The sequence below is a fragment of the Lachnobacterium bovis DSM 14045 genome (assembly GCF_900107245.1).
Lineage (GTDB): Bacteria > Bacillota > Clostridia > Lachnospirales > Lachnospiraceae > Roseburia > Roseburia bovis.
The window spans coordinates 54422-78505 of record NZ_FNPG01000006.1 but is presented as its reverse complement, the minus strand read 5'-3'; the positions used below and the strand labels follow the sequence as shown (position 1 = coordinate 78505).

At 28.0% G+C, this 24084-nt stretch carries 23 protein-coding genes; 7 read left to right on the top strand and 16 right to left on the bottom strand.

All coding sequences use genetic code 11. The annotated features are described in order from the left end of the window. Nucleotides 1-2: 2 nt before the first annotated feature. Both BLV79_RS02470 and BLV79_RS02465 read left to right on the top strand, forming a co-directional pair. Nucleotides 3-1868, top strand: coding sequence for a hypothetical protein (locus BLV79_RS02470; RefSeq protein WP_074715888.1), 1866 nt, complete (start codon nucleotides 3-5; stop codon nucleotides 1866-1868). A 4-nt stretch (nucleotides 1869-1872) separates the two neighbouring features. Next, the gene (locus tag BLV79_RS02465) at nucleotides 1873-2505 is read left to right on the top strand and encodes an ATP-binding cassette domain-containing protein (RefSeq protein WP_074715886.1); all 633 of its coding nucleotides are present in this window, start codon (nucleotides 1873-1875) and stop codon (nucleotides 2503-2505) included. A 125-nt stretch (nucleotides 2506-2630) separates the two neighbouring features. Here the strand turns inward: BLV79_RS02465 and BLV79_RS12695 are convergent, their stop codons facing one another. From BLV79_RS12695 to BLV79_RS02430, 8 genes are all read right to left on the bottom strand, one after another. After that, nucleotides 2631-2780: a hypothetical protein gene (locus BLV79_RS12695; RefSeq protein WP_022748832.1), complete on the bottom strand. Its 150-nt coding sequence runs from the start codon at nucleotides 2778-2780 to the stop codon at nucleotides 2631-2633. Beyond that, nucleotides 2767-3408 (bottom strand): ATP-binding cassette domain-containing protein, encoded by a 642-nt coding sequence (locus BLV79_RS02460; protein ID WP_074715884.1) that lies wholly within the window; start codon nucleotides 3406-3408, stop codon nucleotides 2767-2769. Before BLV79_RS02460 ends, BLV79_RS12695 begins: the two co-directional genes overlap by 14 nt. A gap of 13 nt (nucleotides 3409-3421) precedes the next feature. Next, nucleotides 3422-3952: a stage II sporulation protein M gene (locus tag BLV79_RS02455; RefSeq protein WP_074715882.1), complete on the bottom strand. Its 531-nt coding sequence runs from the start codon at nucleotides 3950-3952 to the stop codon at nucleotides 3422-3424. A gap of 61 nt (nucleotides 3953-4013) precedes the next feature. Continuing rightward, nucleotides 4014-5111 (bottom strand): hypothetical protein, encoded by a 1098-nt coding sequence (locus tag BLV79_RS02450; RefSeq protein WP_143470202.1) that lies wholly within the window; start codon nucleotides 5109-5111, stop codon nucleotides 4014-4016. A 536-nt stretch (nucleotides 5112-5647) separates the two neighbouring features. Then, the gene (locus BLV79_RS02445; protein ID WP_074715878.1) at nucleotides 5648-6268 is read right to left on the bottom strand and encodes a LytR/AlgR family response regulator transcription factor; all 621 of its coding nucleotides are present in this window, start codon (nucleotides 6266-6268) and stop codon (nucleotides 5648-5650) included. Nucleotides 6269-6372: 104 nt separating this feature from the next. Further along, nucleotides 6373-6594, bottom strand: coding sequence for a circular bacteriocin, circularin A/uberolysin family (locus BLV79_RS02440; RefSeq protein ID WP_074715876.1), 222 nt, complete (start codon nucleotides 6592-6594; stop codon nucleotides 6373-6375). A 194-nt stretch (nucleotides 6595-6788) separates the two neighbouring features. Then, entirely contained in the window at nucleotides 6789-7571 is a 783-nt protein-coding gene (locus BLV79_RS02435; protein WP_074715874.1) for a TatD family hydrolase, read from the bottom strand. 101 nt (nucleotides 7572-7672) lie between these two features. Further along, nucleotides 7673-8233: an NUDIX hydrolase gene (locus tag BLV79_RS02430; protein ID WP_074715872.1), complete on the bottom strand. Its 561-nt coding sequence runs from the start codon at nucleotides 8231-8233 to the stop codon at nucleotides 7673-7675. A 209-nt stretch (nucleotides 8234-8442) separates the two neighbouring features. On the opposite strand from BLV79_RS02430, the gene BLV79_RS02425 reads away from it, so the two are divergent. Next, a complete protein-coding gene (locus tag BLV79_RS02425; protein ID WP_074715870.1) occupies nucleotides 8443-9288 on the top strand; it encodes a hypothetical protein in 846 nt (281 codons plus the stop codon). 88 nt (nucleotides 9289-9376) lie between these two features. Here the strand turns inward: BLV79_RS02425 and BLV79_RS02420 are convergent, their stop codons facing one another. Next, entirely contained in the window at nucleotides 9377-10303 is a 927-nt protein-coding gene (locus tag BLV79_RS02420; protein ID WP_074715868.1) for a LicD family protein, read from the bottom strand. A gap of 500 nt (nucleotides 10304-10803) precedes the next feature. Between BLV79_RS02420 and tyrS the strand changes: the two genes are divergently transcribed. From tyrS to BLV79_RS02400, 4 genes are all read left to right on the top strand, one after another. Then, nucleotides 10804-12027: a tyrosine--tRNA ligase gene (gene tyrS / locus BLV79_RS02415; RefSeq protein WP_074715866.1), complete on the top strand. Its 1224-nt coding sequence runs from the start codon at nucleotides 10804-10806 to the stop codon at nucleotides 12025-12027. A 314-nt stretch (nucleotides 12028-12341) separates the two neighbouring features. Further along, the gene (locus BLV79_RS12535) at nucleotides 12342-12539 is read left to right on the top strand and encodes a hypothetical protein (RefSeq protein WP_143470201.1); all 198 of its coding nucleotides are present in this window, start codon (nucleotides 12342-12344) and stop codon (nucleotides 12537-12539) included. 111 nt (nucleotides 12540-12650) lie between these two features. After that, nucleotides 12651-14516: a hypothetical protein gene (locus BLV79_RS02405; protein WP_074715863.1), complete on the top strand. Its 1866-nt coding sequence runs from the start codon at nucleotides 12651-12653 to the stop codon at nucleotides 14514-14516. A 4-nt stretch (nucleotides 14517-14520) separates the two neighbouring features. Continuing rightward, nucleotides 14521-15150, top strand: a complete 630-nt coding sequence (locus BLV79_RS02400; RefSeq protein WP_027422224.1) for an ATP-binding cassette domain-containing protein — start codon at nucleotides 14521-14523, stop codon at nucleotides 15148-15150. 59 nt (nucleotides 15151-15209) lie between these two features. Here the strand turns inward: BLV79_RS02400 and BLV79_RS02395 are convergent, their stop codons facing one another. The 7 genes from BLV79_RS02395 to BLV79_RS02365 form a co-directional block, all read right to left on the bottom strand. Then, nucleotides 15210-16100 (bottom strand): hypothetical protein, encoded by an 891-nt coding sequence (locus tag BLV79_RS02395; RefSeq protein ID WP_074715861.1) that lies wholly within the window; start codon nucleotides 16098-16100, stop codon nucleotides 15210-15212. A gap of 49 nt (nucleotides 16101-16149) precedes the next feature. Further along, the gene (locus BLV79_RS02390; protein ID WP_074715859.1) at nucleotides 16150-16683 is read right to left on the bottom strand and encodes a hypothetical protein; all 534 of its coding nucleotides are present in this window, start codon (nucleotides 16681-16683) and stop codon (nucleotides 16150-16152) included. 5 nt (nucleotides 16684-16688) lie between these two features. Further along, nucleotides 16689-17435 carry an ATP-binding cassette domain-containing protein gene (locus BLV79_RS02385; RefSeq protein ID WP_083354406.1) on the bottom strand — a complete coding sequence of 249 codons (747 nt, stop codon included), beginning with the start codon at nucleotides 17433-17435 and terminating at the stop codon, nucleotides 16689-16691. Nucleotides 17436-17547: 112 nt separating this feature from the next. After that, entirely contained in the window at nucleotides 17548-18207 is a 660-nt protein-coding gene (locus BLV79_RS02380) for a putative bacteriocin export ABC transporter (protein WP_074715855.1), read from the bottom strand. A 3-nt stretch (nucleotides 18208-18210) separates the two neighbouring features. Then, complete coding sequence (locus BLV79_RS02375; RefSeq protein WP_074715854.1) at nucleotides 18211-20415, bottom strand: hypothetical protein; 2205 nt, start codon at nucleotides 20413-20415, stop codon at nucleotides 18211-18213. A gap of 531 nt (nucleotides 20416-20946) precedes the next feature. Continuing rightward, a complete protein-coding gene (locus BLV79_RS02370; protein ID WP_074715852.1) occupies nucleotides 20947-23028 on the bottom strand; it encodes a right-handed parallel beta-helix repeat-containing protein in 2082 nt (693 codons plus the stop codon). A gap of 448 nt (nucleotides 23029-23476) precedes the next feature. Continuing rightward, complete coding sequence (locus BLV79_RS02365) at nucleotides 23477-24079, bottom strand: ATP-binding cassette domain-containing protein (protein WP_022748852.1); 603 nt, start codon at nucleotides 24077-24079, stop codon at nucleotides 23477-23479. Nucleotides 24080-24084: the final 5 nt, after the last annotated feature.

Sequence of the window (24084 nt, the reverse complement as noted above, 5' to 3'; positions counted from 1 at the left end):
TTATGATAAAAATACTAACATTTGTTGGAATATCGATAGGCATATTATCAATATTTTTTATATTTAGCATCAATTGCCAACAAGTCTCAATCACTAATAACTATAAATGTCTAATGATTATGACTGATAAAGAGATACCACTAAACAAAATGTATGATATTGCTAAAGAAAACAATTTAACTTTTCAAATACGCAATTTTTGTAAATCAAATTTGTTTGACAGAACAATCAAAATAAAAACAATTAATCCAACATCTAAAATAAAATTAGGAAAACAAAATTCTCTTTTACCTAACAAAAATGTATACGTATCAGAATATAAAAAAGAGAATCAACAAAAAACAAATATATATTTTATAGAACCTAACAACAAAAATGATTTAGATAATGTACAGCACATATTAAGTTCTAATGGCATTAATGCATCTTATAATAATAGTGACAATTACCATCTTGGTTATAATTTATTTTTCCAAACCAATATCATTTTTGTCATTGTATTGTCGTTGATTACGGTTTTTGCCACTCTAATGCATTACATTTCTCGAACCAAAGAAATATCTATTTTAAAAATAAATGGTAAATCTGCATTTTCAATCTCCTTTGCGCTATATAAAAAAGAGCTTTTAGCTACATTCAAGGGACTATTGATGATAATAATTCCATTCTCCATTTATATTATTTTAAAAGATGCATCACAACTTTTTTATTATTTCGAATTAGTTTTTATTATTTCTTCTCTGACATTATTTATATATTCAATTATGGCTTTACCTGGTTTGATATATATAAATTTACTAAACGTAACAACTAGTGTAAAAAATAATAAAAATAATATACTTGTATATCTAATACTACTTGTATTTAAAACGTTATTAACTGCAACTTTACTCATAAACATTATTAATGTTTTTAATGTTAGTAAGGAGCTCTATATTGCATTAGATAATAGCAATACTATAAAGGACTTAAATTTATATGAATTAAACATAACAAATTATACCTCTTCAAAGGTAAACAAAGAATTGATCGCTTATATTTCAAATATATCATCTGGCATTTATAAATATAAGTATTGTCCTGACGAGGATATTGATAAAGATTATATAATTAATGCTAATGATAGTAACGATTTGTATCTTCATAGCATTGAGGCATCTGCTAATCTGTTACCAAAACTAAATATAAAAGATATAAACAATAAAAAACTACATCTATCTAGTTCAAAAAATTATATTTTAATTCCTGAAAAGTATTGGAGTAACAAAAACTCTATCAAAAGAAACTATGATTCAGCGATAGACTATAAATGCATATGTATAAAAAATGATCAAAAGATTGTAAACTATACATCTCCAGATAGTTATTCGTATAATTTATTAATATCAATAACACCATTAAAAACTGATTTTTCTCCCGCTACAGGGCTAAGAATCTTTATGACAAAAGAAAATGCTAAGTTAGTAAGCCAAAAAATATCCAACCTAAAAATTGAACAAGCATCCATTAAGGTAAGACCTCTAAGCAATGAATTAAATGAAACTACTGGTAATATTAAATATTCTTTGCTAGGTAATATAATGTTTTTAATAATGCTAGTAATAGCTGTTGCTGTTGCAAACTATGTAAGTGTTATATCTTATTATGAAATAATAAAGAAAAAACTTGCAATCAAAAATTTTCTAGGTCAAAGTAACTTAAAAGATATCAGTAACTATTTATTAACCAACGGAATTATCACTGTAGTTATAAGTTTAGGAATCAATCCTTTCTTTATTCTTTTAATAATTCCTGAATCCATCGTATTTTTAATAATTCTACAAACTAAGTCATTTAAAAATACTACACTTATTTTAAAAGGAGAATAACAAAATGAAAGCTATTGTTTTAAAAAATATAAAAAAGAATTATAACGAACATGTAATTTTAGATAATTTTAACCTAGAAATTGAAGATGGTGATTTCGTTGGAATTAAAGGAAATAGCGGACGCGGAAAAACGACTTTACTAAACATCATCGGTCTTTTAGAAAAAGCAGAGGGCAACATTAAAATATATGATGAAACTGTAAATTTTTCTAACAAAAAGCAAAAGCTTAATATCCTTAAAAATACAATTGGATATCTCTTCCAAAATTATACACTTGTTGACGATTTAACTGTATACGAAAACTTAAAAATCGTCTTAGAAAAGAAATCGAAAAAAACTGCAAAACCACTAATGATAGATGCGTTAAATAAAGTTGGATTAAATGAAAATATGCTATTCAAGAAAGTCTGTACTTGTTCTGGCGGTGAACAACAACGAATAGCCATTGCCAGATTGATTCTTAAAAAATGTAAATTAGTTTTGGCTGATGAACCAACTGGAAGTCTAGATCCTGAAAATACAAAAATTGTAATGAACCTTCTAAAACAGCTTAACCATGAAGGTAAAACCATTTTATTAGTTTCACACGATTCTGAAGTCATTTCAAATTGCAAACGTATAATTGATTTAGAGTAGTTGATTTTTTATTTATAGTCTTTTGCACTATATATATCACTACAGCGTTAATAATAATAAGGGCTATGAAAACTAATTTTCCATATGCCCTTATTTTTTACTTTGTCTAATTACACTAAATATTTTTATTTTCCTATAAAACGTGTAATAGTAGAAATGCAAAAAGATGCAATACACATAATCACAATAGTTGCAACTGCTTTTTTTATAACTAATGATGCCGCAACAGCAATCAGCATAATAGCTGCGCAAACAATAATTCTATTCTTCCTCATAAAGCTTTCCTCCTTTTAAATGATATACTTTGCTTGATAATTCTGAAACTATTGTATCTATATGACTTGAAAAAATGATGCTATTTTTCCCATTTGATACATAATCTTTCAAAACACTAATGGCTTTCTTTTGACTCTTACTATCCATAGCATTTAATGGCTCATCCATAAGTAAAATTGGAATTTCTAGGGATAAAACTGCTGCCAAAAAAGTTTTATATTTCATTCCCAAAGAATAATCTCCCAAATCATCATTTATATAACTTTCCACCTCAAATATTTTCATATATTTTTTAAAATTATTCTCAAACTCTAATGAATTTTTTTTCCATAAAGCCCTTAATAATTCTGCATTTTCTCTTCCTGATAAATTGTCATACATATCTGGCGCATTAGAAATATAAATAGAATCCTCTCTAAATTTTTTTAAATTGGCATCCATATTATATTCATCAAGAACACCCGCAAGTATCTTAAGCAGCGTTGTCTTACCAGCTCCATTCATTCCATTTATACATACTATTTCTCCACCTTGTATTTCAAATGAAACATCTTCTAAAACCATATTTTCTGCATTATAAAAAAACTGTAGATGCTTTACAACCTTTTTTTCTTTCTTATTTTCCATTTTTCACCTCTCTTTAAATTTTAACATATGAAATATTACCTTCTATCAATGCTGCAATAATTAACAAAAATAATGCATCAAAGAAAAGTATAATATCAAACTTTAAATGAATTATTTTTGGTGGTCTATCCATTACTGCATTTAACACTAACTTAACTGTCTCTAATGATATAGACATAAAAAATATTAATGCCACAATTTCGAAACCTGCATGAAGAAATATTCCAGTTCTAATTGCATCATATGATCCAGCATTAATAGCACCCTCTACTACCCCTCCTAAAATTGCACCATTTATTATCATTATAATGCAACTTCCTATTCCTGCTGTAACAATTCCAATAAACAAAATTAATATAGCTGTTTTAGTATTATTTAACAAAAGTTCTATTGTTTTCATATTTTTAGGCCTTACTGCAAGTTTTTTATTCAAAAAAATAAGTACTCCACCTATAAAACCAATTAAATATACTATAAATGAAATTATTATTTCATTTTTAAAATATATAATTGTATCTATTTGATTTTTTATTATTGATTTCATAATTCACCTTTCAATTTTATAATTTATGATATTGCTTTGAGAAAAAAGTTCTTACAATAATTTAAAAATCATTTTCTTTAAAAATCTTTTTAATTATCGTAAACATCATAACTGACAAAATGATAATATATCCCAAATATATGTACTCAGCATTTTTCCATGTCACTCCATTTATCCAACTCCCGATGCAATTTATTATTAATACATATATCATTGGTATTAAATATAAATTTTGGGGAATACTTGTCATTTTGTGAAGAATTGAATAAATCTTATCATCCTCCAAATCTTCTATCTTGTGTTTTATGCATACTATGTATGGGTAGTGGTACATAACTGATGCTACTAATCCAAATATTATAGTTGTAAAAAATGTAATTATAAGTCCTTTCCAACCAAATGCTTTTGAATTTAAAAATATTACAATGCTCGCAATTATTGTCAAAATTGCATTTGCTATGTAAAATATACCTGCTAAACGCATTTTAGATATAATTAAATCCTTAATTTTATATTTAGACATCTTATAAAGATCTAACACTTTCCAATCATCCTCTAGCATAAATACTTTTTCAAAAACGCTTCTAATTGTACCTATTCCAGAAAAACAGTTTGACATAACAACAACAATAGTTACAATATCTGATAAGTATTGATTATTAATACTCATTTCTAATTTATACCACACAATTATTTTGATCAAAAAATCTAGTGGAAAAACAACATTCAATATCGTTTCTATAAGATTTTTTCTAAAGGTTTTAGATATTATTTTTATATCCTTCTTTAAAAAAAAGTTCTTAGGTTCAAATATTTTACCTATATAATCAATGTTTTTTAAATTCTTTATATGTTTTCTGTTTCTTAGTCTTTTCTCCAATATTACGCAGCTTGATAATTCAATAATTATTGCACATAATAACACCAATAAACAAAAACGATATACCTTCTCATCCCTTGTTACAATATTAAATATTTCTTTGAACTTAGACAAAAATAACATTTGGTAGTATTTTTCATCTAAGCTGTAATTAAGTAACTCTCCTATTGATTTAATGTTTTGTCTCATAAAAAGAATTTTTTCTATAAAAAAATCCATACATTTCAATGTAATTACACTAAATTCAACACTAAATATAACTTTTAATATTAAACTCAAAAAAAATATATATTTAGATATATATCCTTTTTCTTTGATAAGTCTCTTGTAAATTTTAGCACTTTTTATCAAGAAAAACGCTAACTCGAATACTATAATATATATAATAGCTTTAATATTGTAATATAATATAAAATAAAAAGACGAAGATATTATTACTGAGATATTTTCATATAAAGAATTAATTCTTGTAGAAAAAATACATATTCTTATTCTATCTGACATAGAAAAATTTGAAGTACAAAACATTTCATTTTTAATGATTTTATTTTGTTTATTTTCATTACGAAATTCTATATTACTAGTAATTGCAAACATATTCCATATCAAAAAAATACCTATTTTACCATATTTATAATTTAAAGACCTCAAAAAAAACCCTATTATTAATGTATAAATTATTATAAACACTACTTTTATTATTAAATCTTTCTTTCCATTTAAATTTAATTTAAATATTTTATTTTTATTTTTTAACCTTTTTCGAATATTTTCATTAAACAAATTTTTATAAACTACATATCTGTCTCCCATTTTTATAAGTTCTCCATCTCCTTCGTTATTTTTTTCTTTATCTCACCATATCTACTCTTAGGAATAGGCAAAATAATCCCATTATTCAATATAACTCTCCCCCATTCAATTTTTTTGATATAACAAATGTTAACTAAATAGCTCTTGTGTATTCTCACAAAACTATAATCCGACAACATTCTTTCAATCTGATCCAACTTATTGTAACTAAATAATTCTTCATCTGATATATTAAGTATGAAATTTACTCTATTTTTTTTACTTTCAATAAAAAGAATTTCCCTTATATCATTAATTACTTTCCCATTTTTAAAAAAAATAGATTTCCCACTAATTCTTAAATTCCTATTTCTTTGCACCTTATAATTCTCTATGAACGTAACAACTTTATGGAAATCTAATATTTTCTCCTTATCAACAACAATCATATTCTTTTTTTTGATAGATATTTTTTCAAATATATGCTTACTCAAAAAAATAATATCATATTCTTCTATAAATATTTTTTCATAATAATTCTCAGACATGATACTGACTTTATAACTATTGTCTTGATTGCATACAAAAGATTCTAATAAAGGCCAGAATCTTTTGTCTTTAATACCAACGACTAATATCTTCATCTATATCTTCCTGCTCCTTTTCTTTTAAACAAACGTTTTATAAGGACATACTACTCTTACCGTAATATGTCCTAGAAAAATTTCAACCTACTAATTATTTAGTTTTACCATGCAATTGCTCTTGCCATACTCTTTTTTGCAAGTCTTTTTACTGTCGCCTTAAATGCTGTCCATCCCATTGTCATAAGAGTTCCTGCTCCGCCTGATGCAATAGATCCAAGAATTCCTAATACGGTAACTAATGTTCCTGCTTTTAAAACAACATTAACAACTGTTGTTGCAACCGCTGAAGTTACTCCTAATTGTGCTGCTACTAATGCTATCATTATTTTGCGTACCTCCTTCCTTTAAAATATTCAAATGATTTTCATAAATTAGCTTATCATTTTAATCTATTATTTACAATAACATGAGTAAAGTTCGTATAAAAAACTATATAAAACGGATATTTTTTTTAATTATAATAGATTTTTATACAAAAAAGCCCTAATCTATAGGGCTTTTATTAAACATTTATGACTTATATACTTTTTACTCTTTTAAACAAATTCATTGCATTATCCCATGTAATTTTTTCAACTTCTTCTGTTGAAATTCCTTTTATTCTCGCAATTTCTTCCACAACATATGGAATATTACTTGAATCATTTCTCGTTCCTCTATTAGGCTCTGGTGCCATATAAGGACAATCCGTTTCAAGCAAAATTTTCTCAATTGGTATTTCTTTTACTGTCTGTTTTAGTTTTTTCCCATTTTTAAATGTAACAACTCCTCCAACTCCTATATAATAACCCATTTTTATATATTCTTTAGCCATCTCTGGTGAATAAGAATAACAATGAATTACACCTGGTATTTCTTCTGCTCTTATTTCTTTCATCACCCTAAACGTATCCTCTGCTGCATCTCTTGAATGTATAATTACTGGTAAATGTGCTTCTCTTGCTAATTCCATCTGTCTCTTAAACCAAAATCTTTGTGCTTTTTGAATATCCTTGTCCTTATCCCAGTAATAATCAAGTCCAATTTCACCTATCGCTACTGTTTTTTCCCATTTAGTCTGTTCTTTAAGCCATGCAAATGTTTCCTCATTTAAGCAATCAACATCACTAGGGTGTACTCCAACTGCTGCATATACATAATCATATTCTTTAGCAATTTCAATAGTTGTTTTAGTTGTTTCAATTGATGAACCTACATTAATTATCCTTCCTATACCTTTAGAAGGCATCGATTCTATTAGTTTTTTTCTGTCTTTATCGAATTTCTTGTCATCATAATGTGCATGTGTTTCAAATATCATTTTTAATCCTCTTACTACTTTCTTTAAAATTATTAAATTCTGTCAAAAATCAGCTCGCTCACCTGGCGCCTGCGCATTTAACTTTTAACTTTTTTATTGAATTATTCATCCTTATGTGTATCAACATAATCCTTTACCATATTCAACTCGTCAATATCTATGCAATGTTTTATAGTATTATTTGCAACCGCCTCAATACATTCATTTAATTCAAGCCAAAGAATTCCCGCAAGCTCTTCTTTTTGTAACTTAAACTCTTTTATATTATTATCAAGCCAAAGCAAGTAAACACGGCTAACCTGTCTGTCTACGTATTTTTCTCCATAAAAGGAATCAAATGTATCTTTTTTGTACAATCCTAAGTCAATAAGTTGATTTTCTCTAATTTCTAAATCTAATTCTTCTTTTAACTCTCTAATTGCAGATGGCATATAATCCGCACCAGCTGGTACATGACCTGCGCTTGAGATATCATAACATCCCGGAAATGAGTCCTTGTTACTCGCTCTTTTTTGCAATAAGACTTCAACTTTATCGCAAGTTTTTCTAACAATCCAAACATGCGCTGTTCTATGTCTTTTTCCTTCTCTATGAGCAATTTCTCTAGCAACAATTTCACCGGTAGGATTTCCGTTTTTATCTACTACATCTAAAAATTCCATATGAAAAACCTCTCATTCTATACTATGCCATCTTTTTGAGATGTCCATAATTTACTCTTTTATTTTTCGTTTTATTTTACTTTTTTTATAATACTCTTTAATCCTATACTACTGCAATATATTTCGTCAATGAAGTACGGCAACATTCTTGACATTTATAGTAAAAAAACTCTACAATACTTACATATATTTATAAATTGGAGGTTATTATGCAAAAATATTTAAAAATGCAATACATTGCAGCTGTTTTTTTACTTATAGTAGGAATATTATCATTTACTGTAATTGGTAATTATGCATCTTCTGCCGAAAACCACACAGCGTCAATTAAATCACTTGATGAAAAGAAAAAAGTTGTTATGAATTTAACCGCATCATCTACACTTCTTTCCGTTGCTTTAACAGCACTTCCAGGAGATACAGCTACTCCTATTGCTGAAAAATTAGCAGATTTAAGCGGATATTTCTTATTCATCATGACAGCCATCTACCTTGAAAAATTTCTACTAACTGTTTTAGGATTTGCCGCATTCAAAGTAATCCTTCCTATTGCATGTATAATAGGAATTTTTGCTGTATTTTTTCCGCAGCAAGCTCGTTTAAGATATATTGCTATTAAATTAGGACTTTTTGCTATTATTATTGCAAGCGTTATCCCTTTAAGTTTGACTATATCCAACAAAATCGAAGACACACAAAAATCTAGTATTTCAGAGTCAATCGATAGTGCAAATAAAACTGCCACCAAACTTAAAAAAAGCTCAAAAAGTAATAGTTCAAGTAAAAAATCTGATAATATTTTTGATAAAGCCAAAGATTTTGTTTCAGATGCAAAAGATAAAGCTGCTGATATAGGAAATAGTATTTCCGTTTCATACGAAAAAATTAAAAATGCATTAAATTCATTTATTGATATTATTGCACTTTTTATTGTTACCACCTGTATTATTCCTATACTCACTTTAATTGCACTTATATGGATTACAAACATGTTTTTTAATCTACAACTTAATCATCCCTCATTACTTCCAAGTAATTTAATTAAACGTTCATAAATCACATTTTGCAATATAATTTAGAATCTAAGCAACATTTATCTTGTTTAGATTCTATTTATATCACTGATTTATTATTTTAGTATCATCAGTCTTCTAACTTTATTCCAAATTTTTTTTCTAAATACTCTTTTTGATTCAGAAAACAAGGATACGTATGTCCAGCAAAATTTTTCTTAGGTATCATATAATCCTCCCCATATATTTCTTTTAGAATTTCAGAATAACCATTTGGGACATTTATGGTTATCCTTTCAAAAGGTACTTCAATCACATCAGAAAACCACTCTCTTTTATAGGTTTCAGATTTATAATCGTTAGTTACGAATCTGTAAATAATCGATACCTCTTTAGTATCATCATCCATATATATTCCTGCCAATTGTTCTGACAGCTTCCACAATTCAAGTTTTACATCTCCTGTCCTGTCAATTTTACAATTTAGGAACTCTTCAATTTTTGCTAAATATTCTGCTGCCGTCTCTTCCTTAACGTAATTTTCATAATGATCTGCCACATCACAAACCATACCGTATACATCAATAAAAAAATCTCTTTCTTTTTTATCATCAGGAATTGCATCAATACAAAATATATCTATTCCAACTATATATGGACATCCGAAATTTTCTTTCATACGCTTCTCATATTCATCAATTCTATCTGAATTTGAAACGAACTTGATAGGGCTATACCCATTTCCAAAACCTTTTATACAATATCCTTCTGGCATTTCCACAAGTGCTACTTTTTGAAATTGTATAAAATCTTTTCTAAACATAAACAAATCTATATCATCATCCCAAGGAATAAACCCATTATGTCGCACTGCTCCTAAAAGAGTTCCATATGCCGCGAAATATTTAATTCCATGCTTTTTGCATATGTCTTTTATGATAGTAAGGACCCTTAAATTTGTCGCCCAAAAACGTTTCATAGATCTTTTTATAAAGAAATCTTCTCTGATTTCTTCCTTCAAAAAATCTTCATTAACTATTTCATCAAAAGAATTCATTGCACCCTCCAAGAAAAATACTATTATAGTTTTTTTCGACCATTTTAAAATTAAACCTTAAAAAATCTCTTATTGACATAAAAATTTTTTTATGTTTAAATTAAATCGTTAGTACAATTTTATATATCATTGCTACGATAAGGAACAAGTACGTAATTATTGAATCTACAGAAAATTACCGGTTGATGAGAGGTTTTAGAAAGATTAATTGCCGAATACATCCTTTAGCTTTGCACTGAACACATCTTGTTGATTTAAGCATTTTGTTATTAGGCTGCAACGAATTGGTGCTCGTTATTGCACTAAAGTGTTGTTTGACACTTACTAAGGTATTCTTAGTGATAAGAATATAAATAAAGGTGGTAACGCGAATTATCTCTCGTCCTTTTTTAAGGACGGGAGTTTTTTTATTTTACATTATTTTCCATGCTGGCATCTATTACACTTATTATTGCCAGCACTATACTTAAAACATTTTATTTTTTTATGGAGGAATTATTATGACAGTATATGACGAATTAGTTGCCCGTGGACTTATTGCCCAGGTAACAGATGAAGAAGAAATCAAAGAATTAATTAACAATGGTAAAGCTACTTTTTATATCGGATTTGATCCAACTGCAGATAGTTTACATGTTGGTCATTTCATGACGCTTTGCCTTATGAAGCGCCTACAGATGGCTGGAAATAAACCAATTGCCCTTATCGGTGGAGGTACAGCTATGATTGGTGATCCTTCAGGAAGAACTGATATGCGTCAGATGATGACACCTGAAACTATTCAACACAACGTTGACTGTTTCAAAAAACAAATGTCACATTTTATTGATTTTTCAGATGATAAAGCTCTTCTTGTAAATAATGCAGACTGGTTAATGAATTTAAATTATGTTGATGTATTACGTGAAATCGGACCTCATTTTTCTGTAAACAGAATGCTTACAGCTGAATGTTACAAACAACGTATGGCTCGTGGTTTAAGTTTCCTTGAATTCAACTACATGATTATGCAAAGCTATGACTTCTATACTTTATTCCAGAAATACGGATGTAACCTCGAATTTGGTGGTAATGATCAGTGGAGTAATATGCTTGGTGGAACTGAACTTATCCGCCGTAAACTTGGAAAAGATGCGTATGCAATGACTATCAACTTACTACTTAACTCTGAAGGTAAAAAAATGGGTAAAACAGTTGGTGGTGCAGTTTGGCTTGATCCTGAAAAAACATCTCCATTCGAATTCTTCCAATATTGGAGAAATGTTGCTGATGCTGATGTGATCAAATGTATGAAGATGCTTACATTTATCCCTCTTGAGGAAATCGAAGCAATGGAATCATGGGAAGGTGCTAAGTTAAATGAAGCTAAAGAAATCCTTGCGTTTGAACTTACTAAACTTGTTCATGGAGAAGATGAAGCAACAAAAGCAAAAGAAGCTTCTCATGCTTTATTCTTAGGTCAAGGTTCCGATGAAAACATGCCTAAAGTAACATTATCTGAAGCAGATTTATTAGATGGCCAAATTGACATCATGGGAGTATTAGTTGCTGCAGGTCTTGCAAATACAAGATCTGATGCTAGACGTGCTGTTCAACAAGGTGGTGTATCTGTTGATGGCGAGAAAGTAACTGACATTAAAACTTTCTACACACTTGATGACTTTTCTGATGAAGGAAAAGTTGTGAAACGTGGTAAAAAGAAATTTGCTAAAGTTTTAGCTTAATTGTTGAATTTTATCATTCTAATCCCTTTATCTCTGAAATAGCTTGCTATAAGAATTTCAAAATTATTAAATAAACATTCACATTGACAGAATAATATTGTAATGTTAGAATCAGTTATGTAATATAATTATTAATTTATGGAGGTATTGTTATGAAAAAATTTTTTAAATACCTTTGTATTGGAATAAGCATTCCAATAGTCACTTTATGTTTCTCCTCTCTTGTATTTGCTTGGTCTGCAACAACACTAGACCACGGTAACGCAAAATGGGAAGGTGGAGAAAGCAAAAATTCTTATCTTTATTCCAGGGTCATGGATTTAAAAAGAGATGGAATACGATATCATGCTACAGTTTGGGTAAAGTGTGATAATGGCTCTTACAACTATAAAGAGGGAAAAACTACAGACTTAGGCTCAAATGGCTGGATACAAGTCAGAAAAAAAGCATCCCATACTAATCCTTTCGTAAGTGAAAAGGCGGGATATAAAGATTTCGGTCGGGTCAAGTAATAATAATAAAACATTCTCACATAATAATATATAATAATAAAACTTATGTAATAATATTATTACATAAGTTTTATTTAAATGTTTATTCACACAATAGAAAGAGGAAATAATATGAAAAAAATTCTAAAATTTGTAGGAATATCAATAGGAATATTGTCAATATATTTTATGCTTAGCATCAATTTACAAAACGTCTCTATCACTAATAATTATAAATGTTTAATGATTATGACAGACAAAGATGTGCCTGTAAACAAAATGCTTAATGTCGCTCAAAACAACAATTTGACATTTCAAATACGTAATTTCGTTCAATACGGTTTTTTTGATAGGACTGTAAAAATAGAAGCAATAAACCCTACAGCCAAAATCAAATTAGGAAAACAAAAATCCCTTTTACCCAACAAAAATATATACATATCAAAATACAAAAAGGAAAATAAACGAAAAACAAACATTTTTTTTATAGAACCTAACAGCAAAAACGATTTAGATAACATTCCACACATTTTAAGTTCTAATGATATTAACGCATCTTATTGCAATAGTGACAATTTTCACCTTGGTTATAACTTATTTTTCCAAAGCAACATCATATTTGTAATTGTGTTATCTTTAATTACGGTATTTGCTACTCTAATGCATTATATTTCTCGTAATAAAGAAATCGCAGTTCTAAAAATAAATGGTAAATCTACATTTTCAATATCCTTATCTTTATATAAAAAAGAACTTTTAACTACCCTCAAAGGAATATTGATAATTATAATACCATTTTCCATTTATATACTTTTAAAAGATGCATCACAACTTTTATACTATTTTGAATTGGTAGGCATTATTTCCTCACTAACCTTGCTTATATATTCAATTATAGCTTTATTGGGTTTGCCATATATAAATTTTCTCAATGTAACTACAAGTGTAAAGAACAATAGAAATAATACTGTTATATATCTAATATTACTTTTATTTAAAATAGTATTAACTACTACTTTGTTTATAAATATAATGAACGTTTTTAACAGTAGCAAGGAACTCTACTTAACATTAAATAATTCTAATTCTATAAATAAATTTAGTTTATATGAATTAAATATAAGAAATTATAAACCTTCAACAGCAAACAAGAAATTGACTACTTATATTTCAAATTTCAAAACCGGGATTTACCGTTTTGAATATTGTCCTGAAGAAAATATTGATAAAAATTATACCATTGATGTTAATGACACGGAAGATTTGAATTTTCATAGTATCAAGGCATCTTCTAATCTGTTACCAAAACTAAATATAAAAGATAACAACAACAACGGAATAACCCTCTCTCCTTCAAAAAATTATCTTTTAATTCCCCAAAAATATTGGGCAGATAGAAATATTATCAAAAAAAATTATAATTCAAATACAGAGTATCAATGTATATGTATAAAAGACAATCAAAAAATTACAAATTTTACTGACCCTAGTTGCTATTCATATAACATGATATTATCATTAACACCTTTAAAATCCAACTTTTCTATTTCATCTGACCAAAAAATATTTATGACAAAAGAAAAGGCTAAATTGATAAATAGAGAAATAGACAAACTAAAAATTGAACATGCTTCAATTAAAGCAAGCCCCCTCAGTGATGAACTTAACGAAACTACTGGAACTATTAAATATTCTTTACTGACTAATACAATATTTTTAGTAATACTCTTAGTTACTGTTGCTGTTGTTAATTATGTGAGTATTCTTTCTTATTATGAAATAAAAAAGAAAATGCTTGCAATCGAGAATCTTCTAGGCCGAAGTAACCTAAAAGATATTAGTACATTTTTGATTATTAACGGAATTATCACATTAATTATAAGCTTAGGTGTCAATCCTTTCTTTATTCTTTTAATAATTCCTGAATCCATCGTATTTTTAATGATTCTACAAGCTAAGTCATTTAAAAATACTACACTTATTTTAAAAGGAGAATAACAAGATGAAAGCTATTGTTTTAAAAAATATAAAAAAGAATTATAACGAACATGTAATTTTAGATAATTTTAACCTAGAAGTTGAAGATGGTGACTTTGTCGGCATAAAAGGAAATAGTGGTCGTGGAAAGACTACTCTTCTAAACATTATTGGTCTACTAGAAAAGGCTGAAGGTACTATTAAAATATATGGTGAAACTATAAACTTTTCAAACAAACGACAAAAACTTAATATCTTAAAAAATACAATTGGATATCTCTTCCAAAATTATGCACTTGTTGACGATTTAACTGTATACGAAAACTTAAAAATCGTCTTAGAAAAGAAATCGAAAAAAACTGCAAAATCACTAATGATAGATGCGTTAAATAAAGTTGGGTTAAATGAAGACATTTTATTCAAAAAAGTATGTACATGTTCTGGAGGTGAACAACAACGCATAGCCATTGCTAGATTGATTCTAAAAAAATGCAAATTAATCTTAGCCGATGAACCTACTGGCAGTTTGGATCCTGAAAACACACAAATCGTTATGAATCTTCTAAAGCAGTTAAACAATGAAGGTAAAACTGTATTGTTAGTTTCTCACGATTATGATGTTATAGCAAATTGCGAACACATAATTGAATTGTAAATAAATATTAAGGGCGTATAGGTGAATTTATTTCATCTTACGCCCTTTTTAGCTTAAAATTATAGTTTTATCTCATATTTATAAAATATTTTTTCAAAAGGAACAACATATACTATTCCAGCCAAAATTATTTCTATAATGCATTTAATTATTGAATCTATTTTCAAAAAGTTAACCGTAAATACAATAACTTGTATATAAATCACGACGCAGCCCATCGCTTTTTTAAATAAATAATTCTTATATGTATTATCATAATCATCCATATACTTTTCAATCTGTAATTGGACACATGCCATATAAACCATAAATATACTTTCATAAATAATTATTATATTTTGTTTGAAAAATAATACAACTCCTGCTCCAATGATAAAAGTCAAATTTTCTTGTAACACTAAAAAATTATATCTATATAAATAACTTTGATTGTAATCTCTTATACATGAAATTTTCCTTGATTTTTTATTAACTTTATTAAATCCACACGACATATAAAAATCTTTTACCAAAATCACTATAACAACTAACATGGCAAAAAAATTAATCACCAACAGTTTTATATTGAAAAATACTAATAAACTCTCCAGAAAAAGCCAAAAAAACATAAAATGTATTGCATAATAATTATTTTTTAAATATAAATACATTAAATATTTTATTTTATTTCTTGTAACCATAAGTATTTTTTTGCTTCTAGTCTCTTTATACTGTTCCACTGTTTTTAACCAATATTGATTTAAAACAGAGAAAATCATCAATACCTCAACACCTATAATAATAAAAAAATTGCATACACTTGTCATTAAAGCATATGAAAAAATCAAATATAATAAACCTATTATTATGCCTATTATATTATCCATGACAAAATATTGTTCTTTCGATAAATTATTTTTTGAAAATCTCCAACGATATAATTGTATCAGTTTTAGCATCTTTAAATACATTTTTCCTCCAAAAAAATATGTACTGATTTAAACAATCAGTACATATTGATTAAAATAGTCCTATCAAAAAAATAACTACAAATAATAAAATTGTTCGCTTTTTATAATCTTTATTAATTTCTTTTGAAATCAAAGTATATAACCCTGTGCAATATATTAAATTACTAATAATTCTTACCACTAAATCAAAATTTGTCAAATTTCTAAATAAATTAGACACAATTATAGCAAATAATAAGCTTTCAAATTTAGCTAAGAAAATTACATTTAAAGATTTAGCTCGACTAATATGATTTGATCTGCATAAACCTATCACAACTCTTAATAATAAATAATTTAAGATTACCACACAAATGGCTTGAATTATAATTATACTTATAACAAAAAACATTGGATTTTTTAAATCACCTTTAATCAAGTTTAACGCTTCTTCTATTTTTCCATGCATTTTTTTATTATTAAAAATAATTGTATAATTACACCACAAATATAGCCCTAAATATATAATAAAGTTTAATGTAGTAAACCATATATTAAAATCTTTTTTCTTGCATTCTTTTTTATTAGTGCTTTCCATATTCATGACCCCTATATATCTCCTTTGACTAACTTAATTGTTTTTATACTGCTATCATCTATATCTTCGTGGTCAATCAAAAAAATAACTGCCTTTTTGTTTTTTGCGTAATTTTTTAATTTTTTTAGATATTTTTCTCTGAAAATTGTATCTAAATGTGCTAATGTTTCATCTATAAAAATTAATTTATAATCATATAGTGAATACAACAAGGATAATCCAACTTTCATTCTAGTTCCTAACGAACACTCTACAGCAACTTTTTTGTAATCTTCCTCAAGAATATTTAATTCTCTATACAACTCTACTGTCTCGTCCATTTTAACCCCACTCATAACATGTAACCATTCGATATTTTCTTCTATCGTAAGCCATTCTTGACATAAATCAATGTCTGGTAGATATAAAATTTTATTGGCTTTGGAATATTCTTCTATGCTAATCAATTTTTTTTGATTTTGAACCAATATAGTTCCACTTTCACATTGTTCTAAACCGCTTAAAATTCTTAATAACGTAGATTTACCTGTTCCATTTCTACCTTCTATTTTATATACATTTCCGCCTACAAATTCATACGAAAAATCCATTATAACTTCGAGGTTTTCATAAGTTTTATTAATATTTTTTGCAAGTAAATTCAATATAGTAAACCCTCCAGAATTGCAGAAATCAATAACATTATAATACTTAGCAAAATATGATATTGCTGTATAAAACGCGATATTTATACTTTCTAATATACCATGTTTGTCCATCTTTTACAAATACTTTATCAATCCATAATTGTTTATAAAACTAAATAAATTGTAAGTCGAAAAAGCGATGCACTTAGGGTAGGTGCATCGCTTTTTACATTCATTTATATTTTTATTTTCTAATCAGTGGCATCTCAACAATTCTATCTGCTCTTTTTGCTAATTCCATATTATGAGTTACCATTACCACTGTTTTACCATTTTCCTTACACAATTGTTTAATTAAACCAAATGCATTATCTGAGGATTTGGGATCTAACGAACCGGTTGGTTCATCGGCTAATACAATGTTTCCTGGTTTTAATATAGTTCTTGCTAAGGCCACTCTTTGTTGCTCTCCACCTGATAAAGTATTTACAACTTCCTTTTGTAAATGTTTTAATCCCACATAATCTAACGTTTTTGAAATCATATTTATCTTTTCTTTATGAGATTTATTTACAAATTCCATTGCTATAAGCAAATTTTTCTCTACAGTCTCATTATCTATTAATGCATAATTTTGAAAAAGATAGTTAATTACATTTCTCCTAACCATTGTAGCTGCCTTAGAGTTTATTTCTGGCAACTTTTTCCCATTTATTTTAATTTTTCCTCCATCATATTTTTCTAACATTCCCAAGACATTAAGAAGCGTAGATTTTCCGCATCCACTAGGTCCTACAATTGCTACGAACTCTCCTTTTTCTATTTCAAGATTAAAGTTTTCTATAATATGTCTGTTTCCAAACTTTTTATTTAAACCAGTTACTTCTATGGCATTTTGTTTCATTTTTTAATTCTCCTTAAATTCTGTGATTATACTTTCTACTGCATTTTTTGACAAGTACACTTTAAGCACAACCAATTGCACTATTCCTAACAATGTTGTCATAAGCATACCAATTCTGCACTGTAACAATTTTGCAATTAAAATTTCTATTATTACAGCCACAATAACTACAGTCGAAATTTTTCCATGCATTTGTAAATTACTATAACCTAAAAATTTCTTTATACTGTTTTTCTTGATATTAGTCTTTTTATAAAGTACTGCTATTGCCAATAAATTTCCTGTTACTATAACGGATAAAATACCAATAACGACTCCAAACCAACATATTGATGTTCTTAGGCTTTTTTGTATTCCATTTATATATTCTCTTACTGCAATAAATTTAATTTTATTATCATTCAAATGATATTTCTTTAAATACTTTATATCAGAGTACTTGTCAGCAAGTTTTGTATTTTCAAATTTAATCATAGTATTTTCAAGCGTTTCCGCCCTTAAATTATCACATTCGACAGAATTTATATTTTCAGACGTTGTCAACAAAATATAAGGTGAATCTGTTTCGATTTTTTCTTTAGATTTAGTTCCCCATGTAAAGAATTTTTTCTTTGGTTTGTAGTATACAAACTTATACTCTTTGTTTCTTTCAAATGAAGTTTGAATATCATCATCAGATATGTTGCTTTCTGTGTCTTCCTTAATCCATTTTTCAACCTTGATTTTTTCTTTTTTTGATAGTGTATCTGGTAAAAGATATACTCTCACTCCATTTCTTGCCTCATCTAACAGTTTCGAATCTAAATCTGGAATCTCTTTTTTAGCATAATTAGGTGAATAATAAAAATACCAAAATGGCTTATCTGGTATATTTTTATAAGACTTGTAATCTTTCCACCTCTGGATTATACTGCTACTATACTCGGAAGTATTAATTATATATACACCTTTTTTATCTTCCATGCTCTTATACCAATCAAGCACATCCATACTTAATTTGTTAGAATTATTAGCGAATGATTCTTGATCATCACCTGGTAAAAGATCATACAAGACGTTATAATCTGACACCTTTTCCCAACGACTTAGCAGTTTTGAATTTTCATCTATACTTTTTTTCAAACCATCTACGTACCAACATGATCCTTGCAACATTCCTACAACAATCAAGTATACAACTGACATAGACATATACAACATTTTTTTCGGCACTCTACCATGAATAGCATTAATAGGTTTTACACTAAAACATGTTAATGCAACTGGAATTAGTTCGATAAACATTAAAATCACATTTATCAAACCTGCCAAAATACAATAACTAATAAAACTTATAGAACTATTATTCCATCCCGAAAAAACAAATAACGCTATTGCAACTATTGGAATCAAAATAAATGCAGCATTAATAATCTCTTGATAGCACATTGCGAAAAAAGATTTTCTAGACCATCCCATTAATATATATTTTCCTTCATCCTTCATTCTTAACAAATAAAGTATCATATTGGCTACTACATTAAGTATAACGCTTCCTATTACAAATCCTATTATAAACATATCCTTTAATGCCGCTGTCACACTTTCTTGACGATTTGATATCAAGAAATTATCTCTATTTTGTTTTGTTGCTTTTGCTAAATCATTTACTAAACTGTCAAATTTTGCAGTATCTAATCCCGATATGTAATATTGTCCATTTACAGTTTCCTTAGTTGTCTGTTTTAATTTTTCTATAACAAAGTTATCTCCAAAGTTAAAAAGGGGAATATTTCCAATTGAATTTGCACTACCATTTAGAACTCCTAAAGTAGTTTCATCTTTCTCTGACTTTAACAATTTTTCGACTGATTTCTTATTTACAATATCACGATCAAGGAAGTCAAACTCTGGCATACTATTTACATCTCCGTATACCCCCATCTTCATTCCTCTTATGGATTCTCCCTGGTTAAGACTTACTTTTTTAAAAATAAAAGCGTGTTCCCTATCTACTTCTTCTAATAGTAAACTTCTAATCTGTTCTTGTTTGTCATTTGATATATCTTTAATATAGAGTTTATGAGTTTTTTGCTCATTCTCGCCATAATTTTTCCATTTATCATTATACATATTACTCAAACAATTTAAAACAAGCAATGTGCATATAGCGCCTTGCATAATTAATAAACTGATTAAGACATATGTAGAAGTATTTTTCTTCTTCATTTCCTTTACCTCTTTGTTTTCCTTGCCACCATGATGTCAAATTATTTAGTAAACCGTTTACACAACAATAATAATAGTAGCAAAAAAGATCGTCAATACTTTTAGCTATCTTTTTTTTAATTTTAATGTGTATTTACCAAAAAATTAATCAAAACTTAATATATTAATACTTTTACAAATTTTATACAGCTGAAAACGTTTCAATATTGAGAATAAATCATACATATAATAGAACCACACTCTTATATATTAAATGTTACATATATAGAATGTGGCTCTTTTTATTTTTTCTAAAATTATTACATACTATACAAAAATTATTATTTATGATTTCTTAAGAATCTATATAACATAATTAAAACGACCATTATAAATATAAGATTTGCACAAGAAATTGCAATCATTATTGCATCAAATGCTAATTGACTCATTTCATAACACCTCCTTTACATTCTTAGAAGTTATTTTCTTCTTCATTTCTTTTATCTCTTTATTTTCCTTGCCGCCATAATGTCAAATTTTATAAACTGTTTACATTTTTAGGGTATCAATAGCAATTTTATTTGTCAAGTTTAACATTGTTTTTTCACTTTTATCAAAAGCAAATGGTCCTGGAATTGTTGACTTTTCTCTCATGTTACCATAGAAATCTCTGTCTAAAATTAATGGCTCACCATTTGGATTTTCAAATTGTTCTTCTGGTTCAAATGCTATTCCAAGAGTTTTTGTTGTTACTAAATTACTCTTTACTTCTGCTACAAAGTCATATATATCAGTATCTAAATACCAACCATTTTCGTCAGAAACAAGTTTAAGCTTGTATTTTTTATCAGAATCCACCTTATAATTTTTTTCCTTTTTCCAAGGTTTAGCTCCATTTAAAAATACATTTCCATTTGTCCATACTGGAAGAGGCATATAATATCTATCTGTATCCGGCGAACCCATTCCACAATATCCTTCAAACTCATGTTTCCACTCGTCAAATGACAAAAATCCATTATCAAATACATCTGTTCCAACATTTATATTTCCATCATCCCATCTATTGCCGTCCTTTGATAACTCTTCCATAACATTTTTCATAACTGCTCTTTTTTCTTGCTGAATAAAAATGTTATTATAGAACTTATCATCTCCATGTAAGATAGTCATAAATCCCATTATGTCTGTACTATGTGCCATATGATATGGTGTATACCTAACTGTTTTATCTTTAAGTTTCACTCCACCATTATCTGTGCCTATCCCAATTGATACTAATCCTCCTGCAATTAAATTGTGAACAACCGCCACACCCTGACTTGCAAGTTTAATAGCTCGATCTGATAAAAGAACATTATTATCTATCAGTGTTGGTCCATGTGACACTTCTACAAAAATATCTTCACCCATCCCTTGAAAAGCTGCTACATTTAATTTTTCAATCTTTTCAAGCTTTGGCAGCGTATTATGATGGAACAAATTTTGAGAAACCCTTGTTCCTTGCGCCTGCCAGTCTAACCACAATCCTCGTGTACAATTATAAATATGATTTCTTCTGATAATCGTATCTATTGCAGCATGTAATTTAATTCCTCCAATTTCAGCACCTGCAAGATTCTGCTTATTATTAATATTGTAGATTTCATTATTCTCAATTATACTAAATACCGCGCCTAAATGTCCCACTATTCCGGCTTGTCCGCAATCGTGAATCTTACAATTTCTAACAATATGACTACCTATATTATCTTTGTTCCATCCATTTACAACTGCTTCACAGATACATTCTCGTTCAGTTTGTGCTCCATCTTTGTATTTCCAATTCAACCATTTGTTGTCATTATCCTCTTGTTTGTACTTTCCCAAAGATATTCCAACACATTTGCTTTCATATACATCACAATCTTCTATCATCCAACCTTTTGACCAATGTGGGCCAATCATTCCATCCTGAAAAGCTGTAGGTGGTGCCCATTGAGTTGCTGCTTCTCTTATAACAAAACCGCTTAGATGTATATAATTTTTCCCTATTTGTTTTGGGAAAAAGCAATTTTTTCTTACGCTTATCTCAACTATTTCCTCATTTGGATCTACTTTATCAAAATTACAAAGAAATACTATCTGATTATTTTTTTTATCCTCTTTGGCATACCAAACATATTTTGAAAATTCTTTATCCCATGAATTTGGATTTAATTTAGGATTTTTTACATCTTCTTCAGATGTTACTTCATACATAGATTTATGATTCAAATAAACATCTCCTGTATGTGCAACAAAATCCGCAATAAACCAATCCCCAGAAACTCTCGTTGTGTAAGGATTATAATCTCCAAAAATTTCGCAGTTTATCCTTCTTTCCCAAACACCCTTTCCAAGCGTCTTCCAGCCTTTAACTCTTTCTGCACCCGTTATAATTGCCTTATGTTTTTCAATACTGGTATACTTAATAGGTCTATCTTCCTCTCCTGAATTAATTGGATTTACAGCCTCTCTATACTCACCTGGAAAAACAAAAACCTCATCTCCTGGCTTTGCAATTTCTGCTGCTTCCTGAATTGTTAAAAACGGATTATTAATATCTCCATTTCCACTTTTTTTAGCACATGCACTTACATAAAACTTCATAAACCTTCCCCCTTGGTTATTTTATTCTTGTAAATCATTAAATTTTTGTCGGTATAACCCATCTATATTCAAAATATCACAAAAATGTCTTACATACAACGTATTAATTTTGTTCCCTAAAGCCCACTATTGACTGTCCTTCTGTGTGCAAAATACATTTTTGCGACAAAAAAAGACCGTTTCGTGACAAAAAAATTTATTACGTTAAATTCCTGCTATAGTATAACCATAAAGTGATATCGCAATTATTTGATTTTGTTTGGTTAGGGGATTCCTTACAGAATCAAATAGCAATAGTACATTGGGGAGTGTATTATTAAGTTGCAACGTTGGAGTATAATTTAATTAACTAGGGCATGGGAGTATTTATAGTTATAGGGTTAATAAAGTTAGGGATTATATTTAAAAAAGTAGCTTAGGGGTAGGCTACTTTTTTTATAGAAAATTTTTACATGCTTATTTCTAATTCAGCCAATTCCTGCCTAATTTTTTTTATATGAGATGTCATTATTACTGTATTTCCGTTCTTTACATATTCCTTCAAAATTATTTTTATCTCTTCATATTTTTCTGAATCAATTCCTGAAAAGAATTCATCCATCAACATCAATTTTGGCTCAAGAACCATTCCACACATGAGTTGCACTCTTTTTTTCATTCCTAGCGAGCATTGTTTTATTTTTTTATTCTTTATTTCTTCACAATAGAAATGTTTAAGAATTTCTTGTTTCTGAGATGTATTCTTCTTTATATCGTTTATATCTAAAACAAGAGCAAGCATCTCACATACAGTTAAATTATCATATAAAATCACCTGATCCGTTATAAAACAAATATCTGTTTTTTTCTTAATAATAGAATCATCTATCAAAATTTTTCCATCATCTACTTTTACCATTTGCATAATTGCTTTAAATAGTGTAGTTTTTCCTGAGCCATTTTCACCACATAAAAAAATGAATTTTCCTTTCGGTATTGTAAATGATATATTTGAAAACACCTCTTTATCACCATATCGTTTGGTCAGATTTTTTACAATTAAAATATCCATCTATA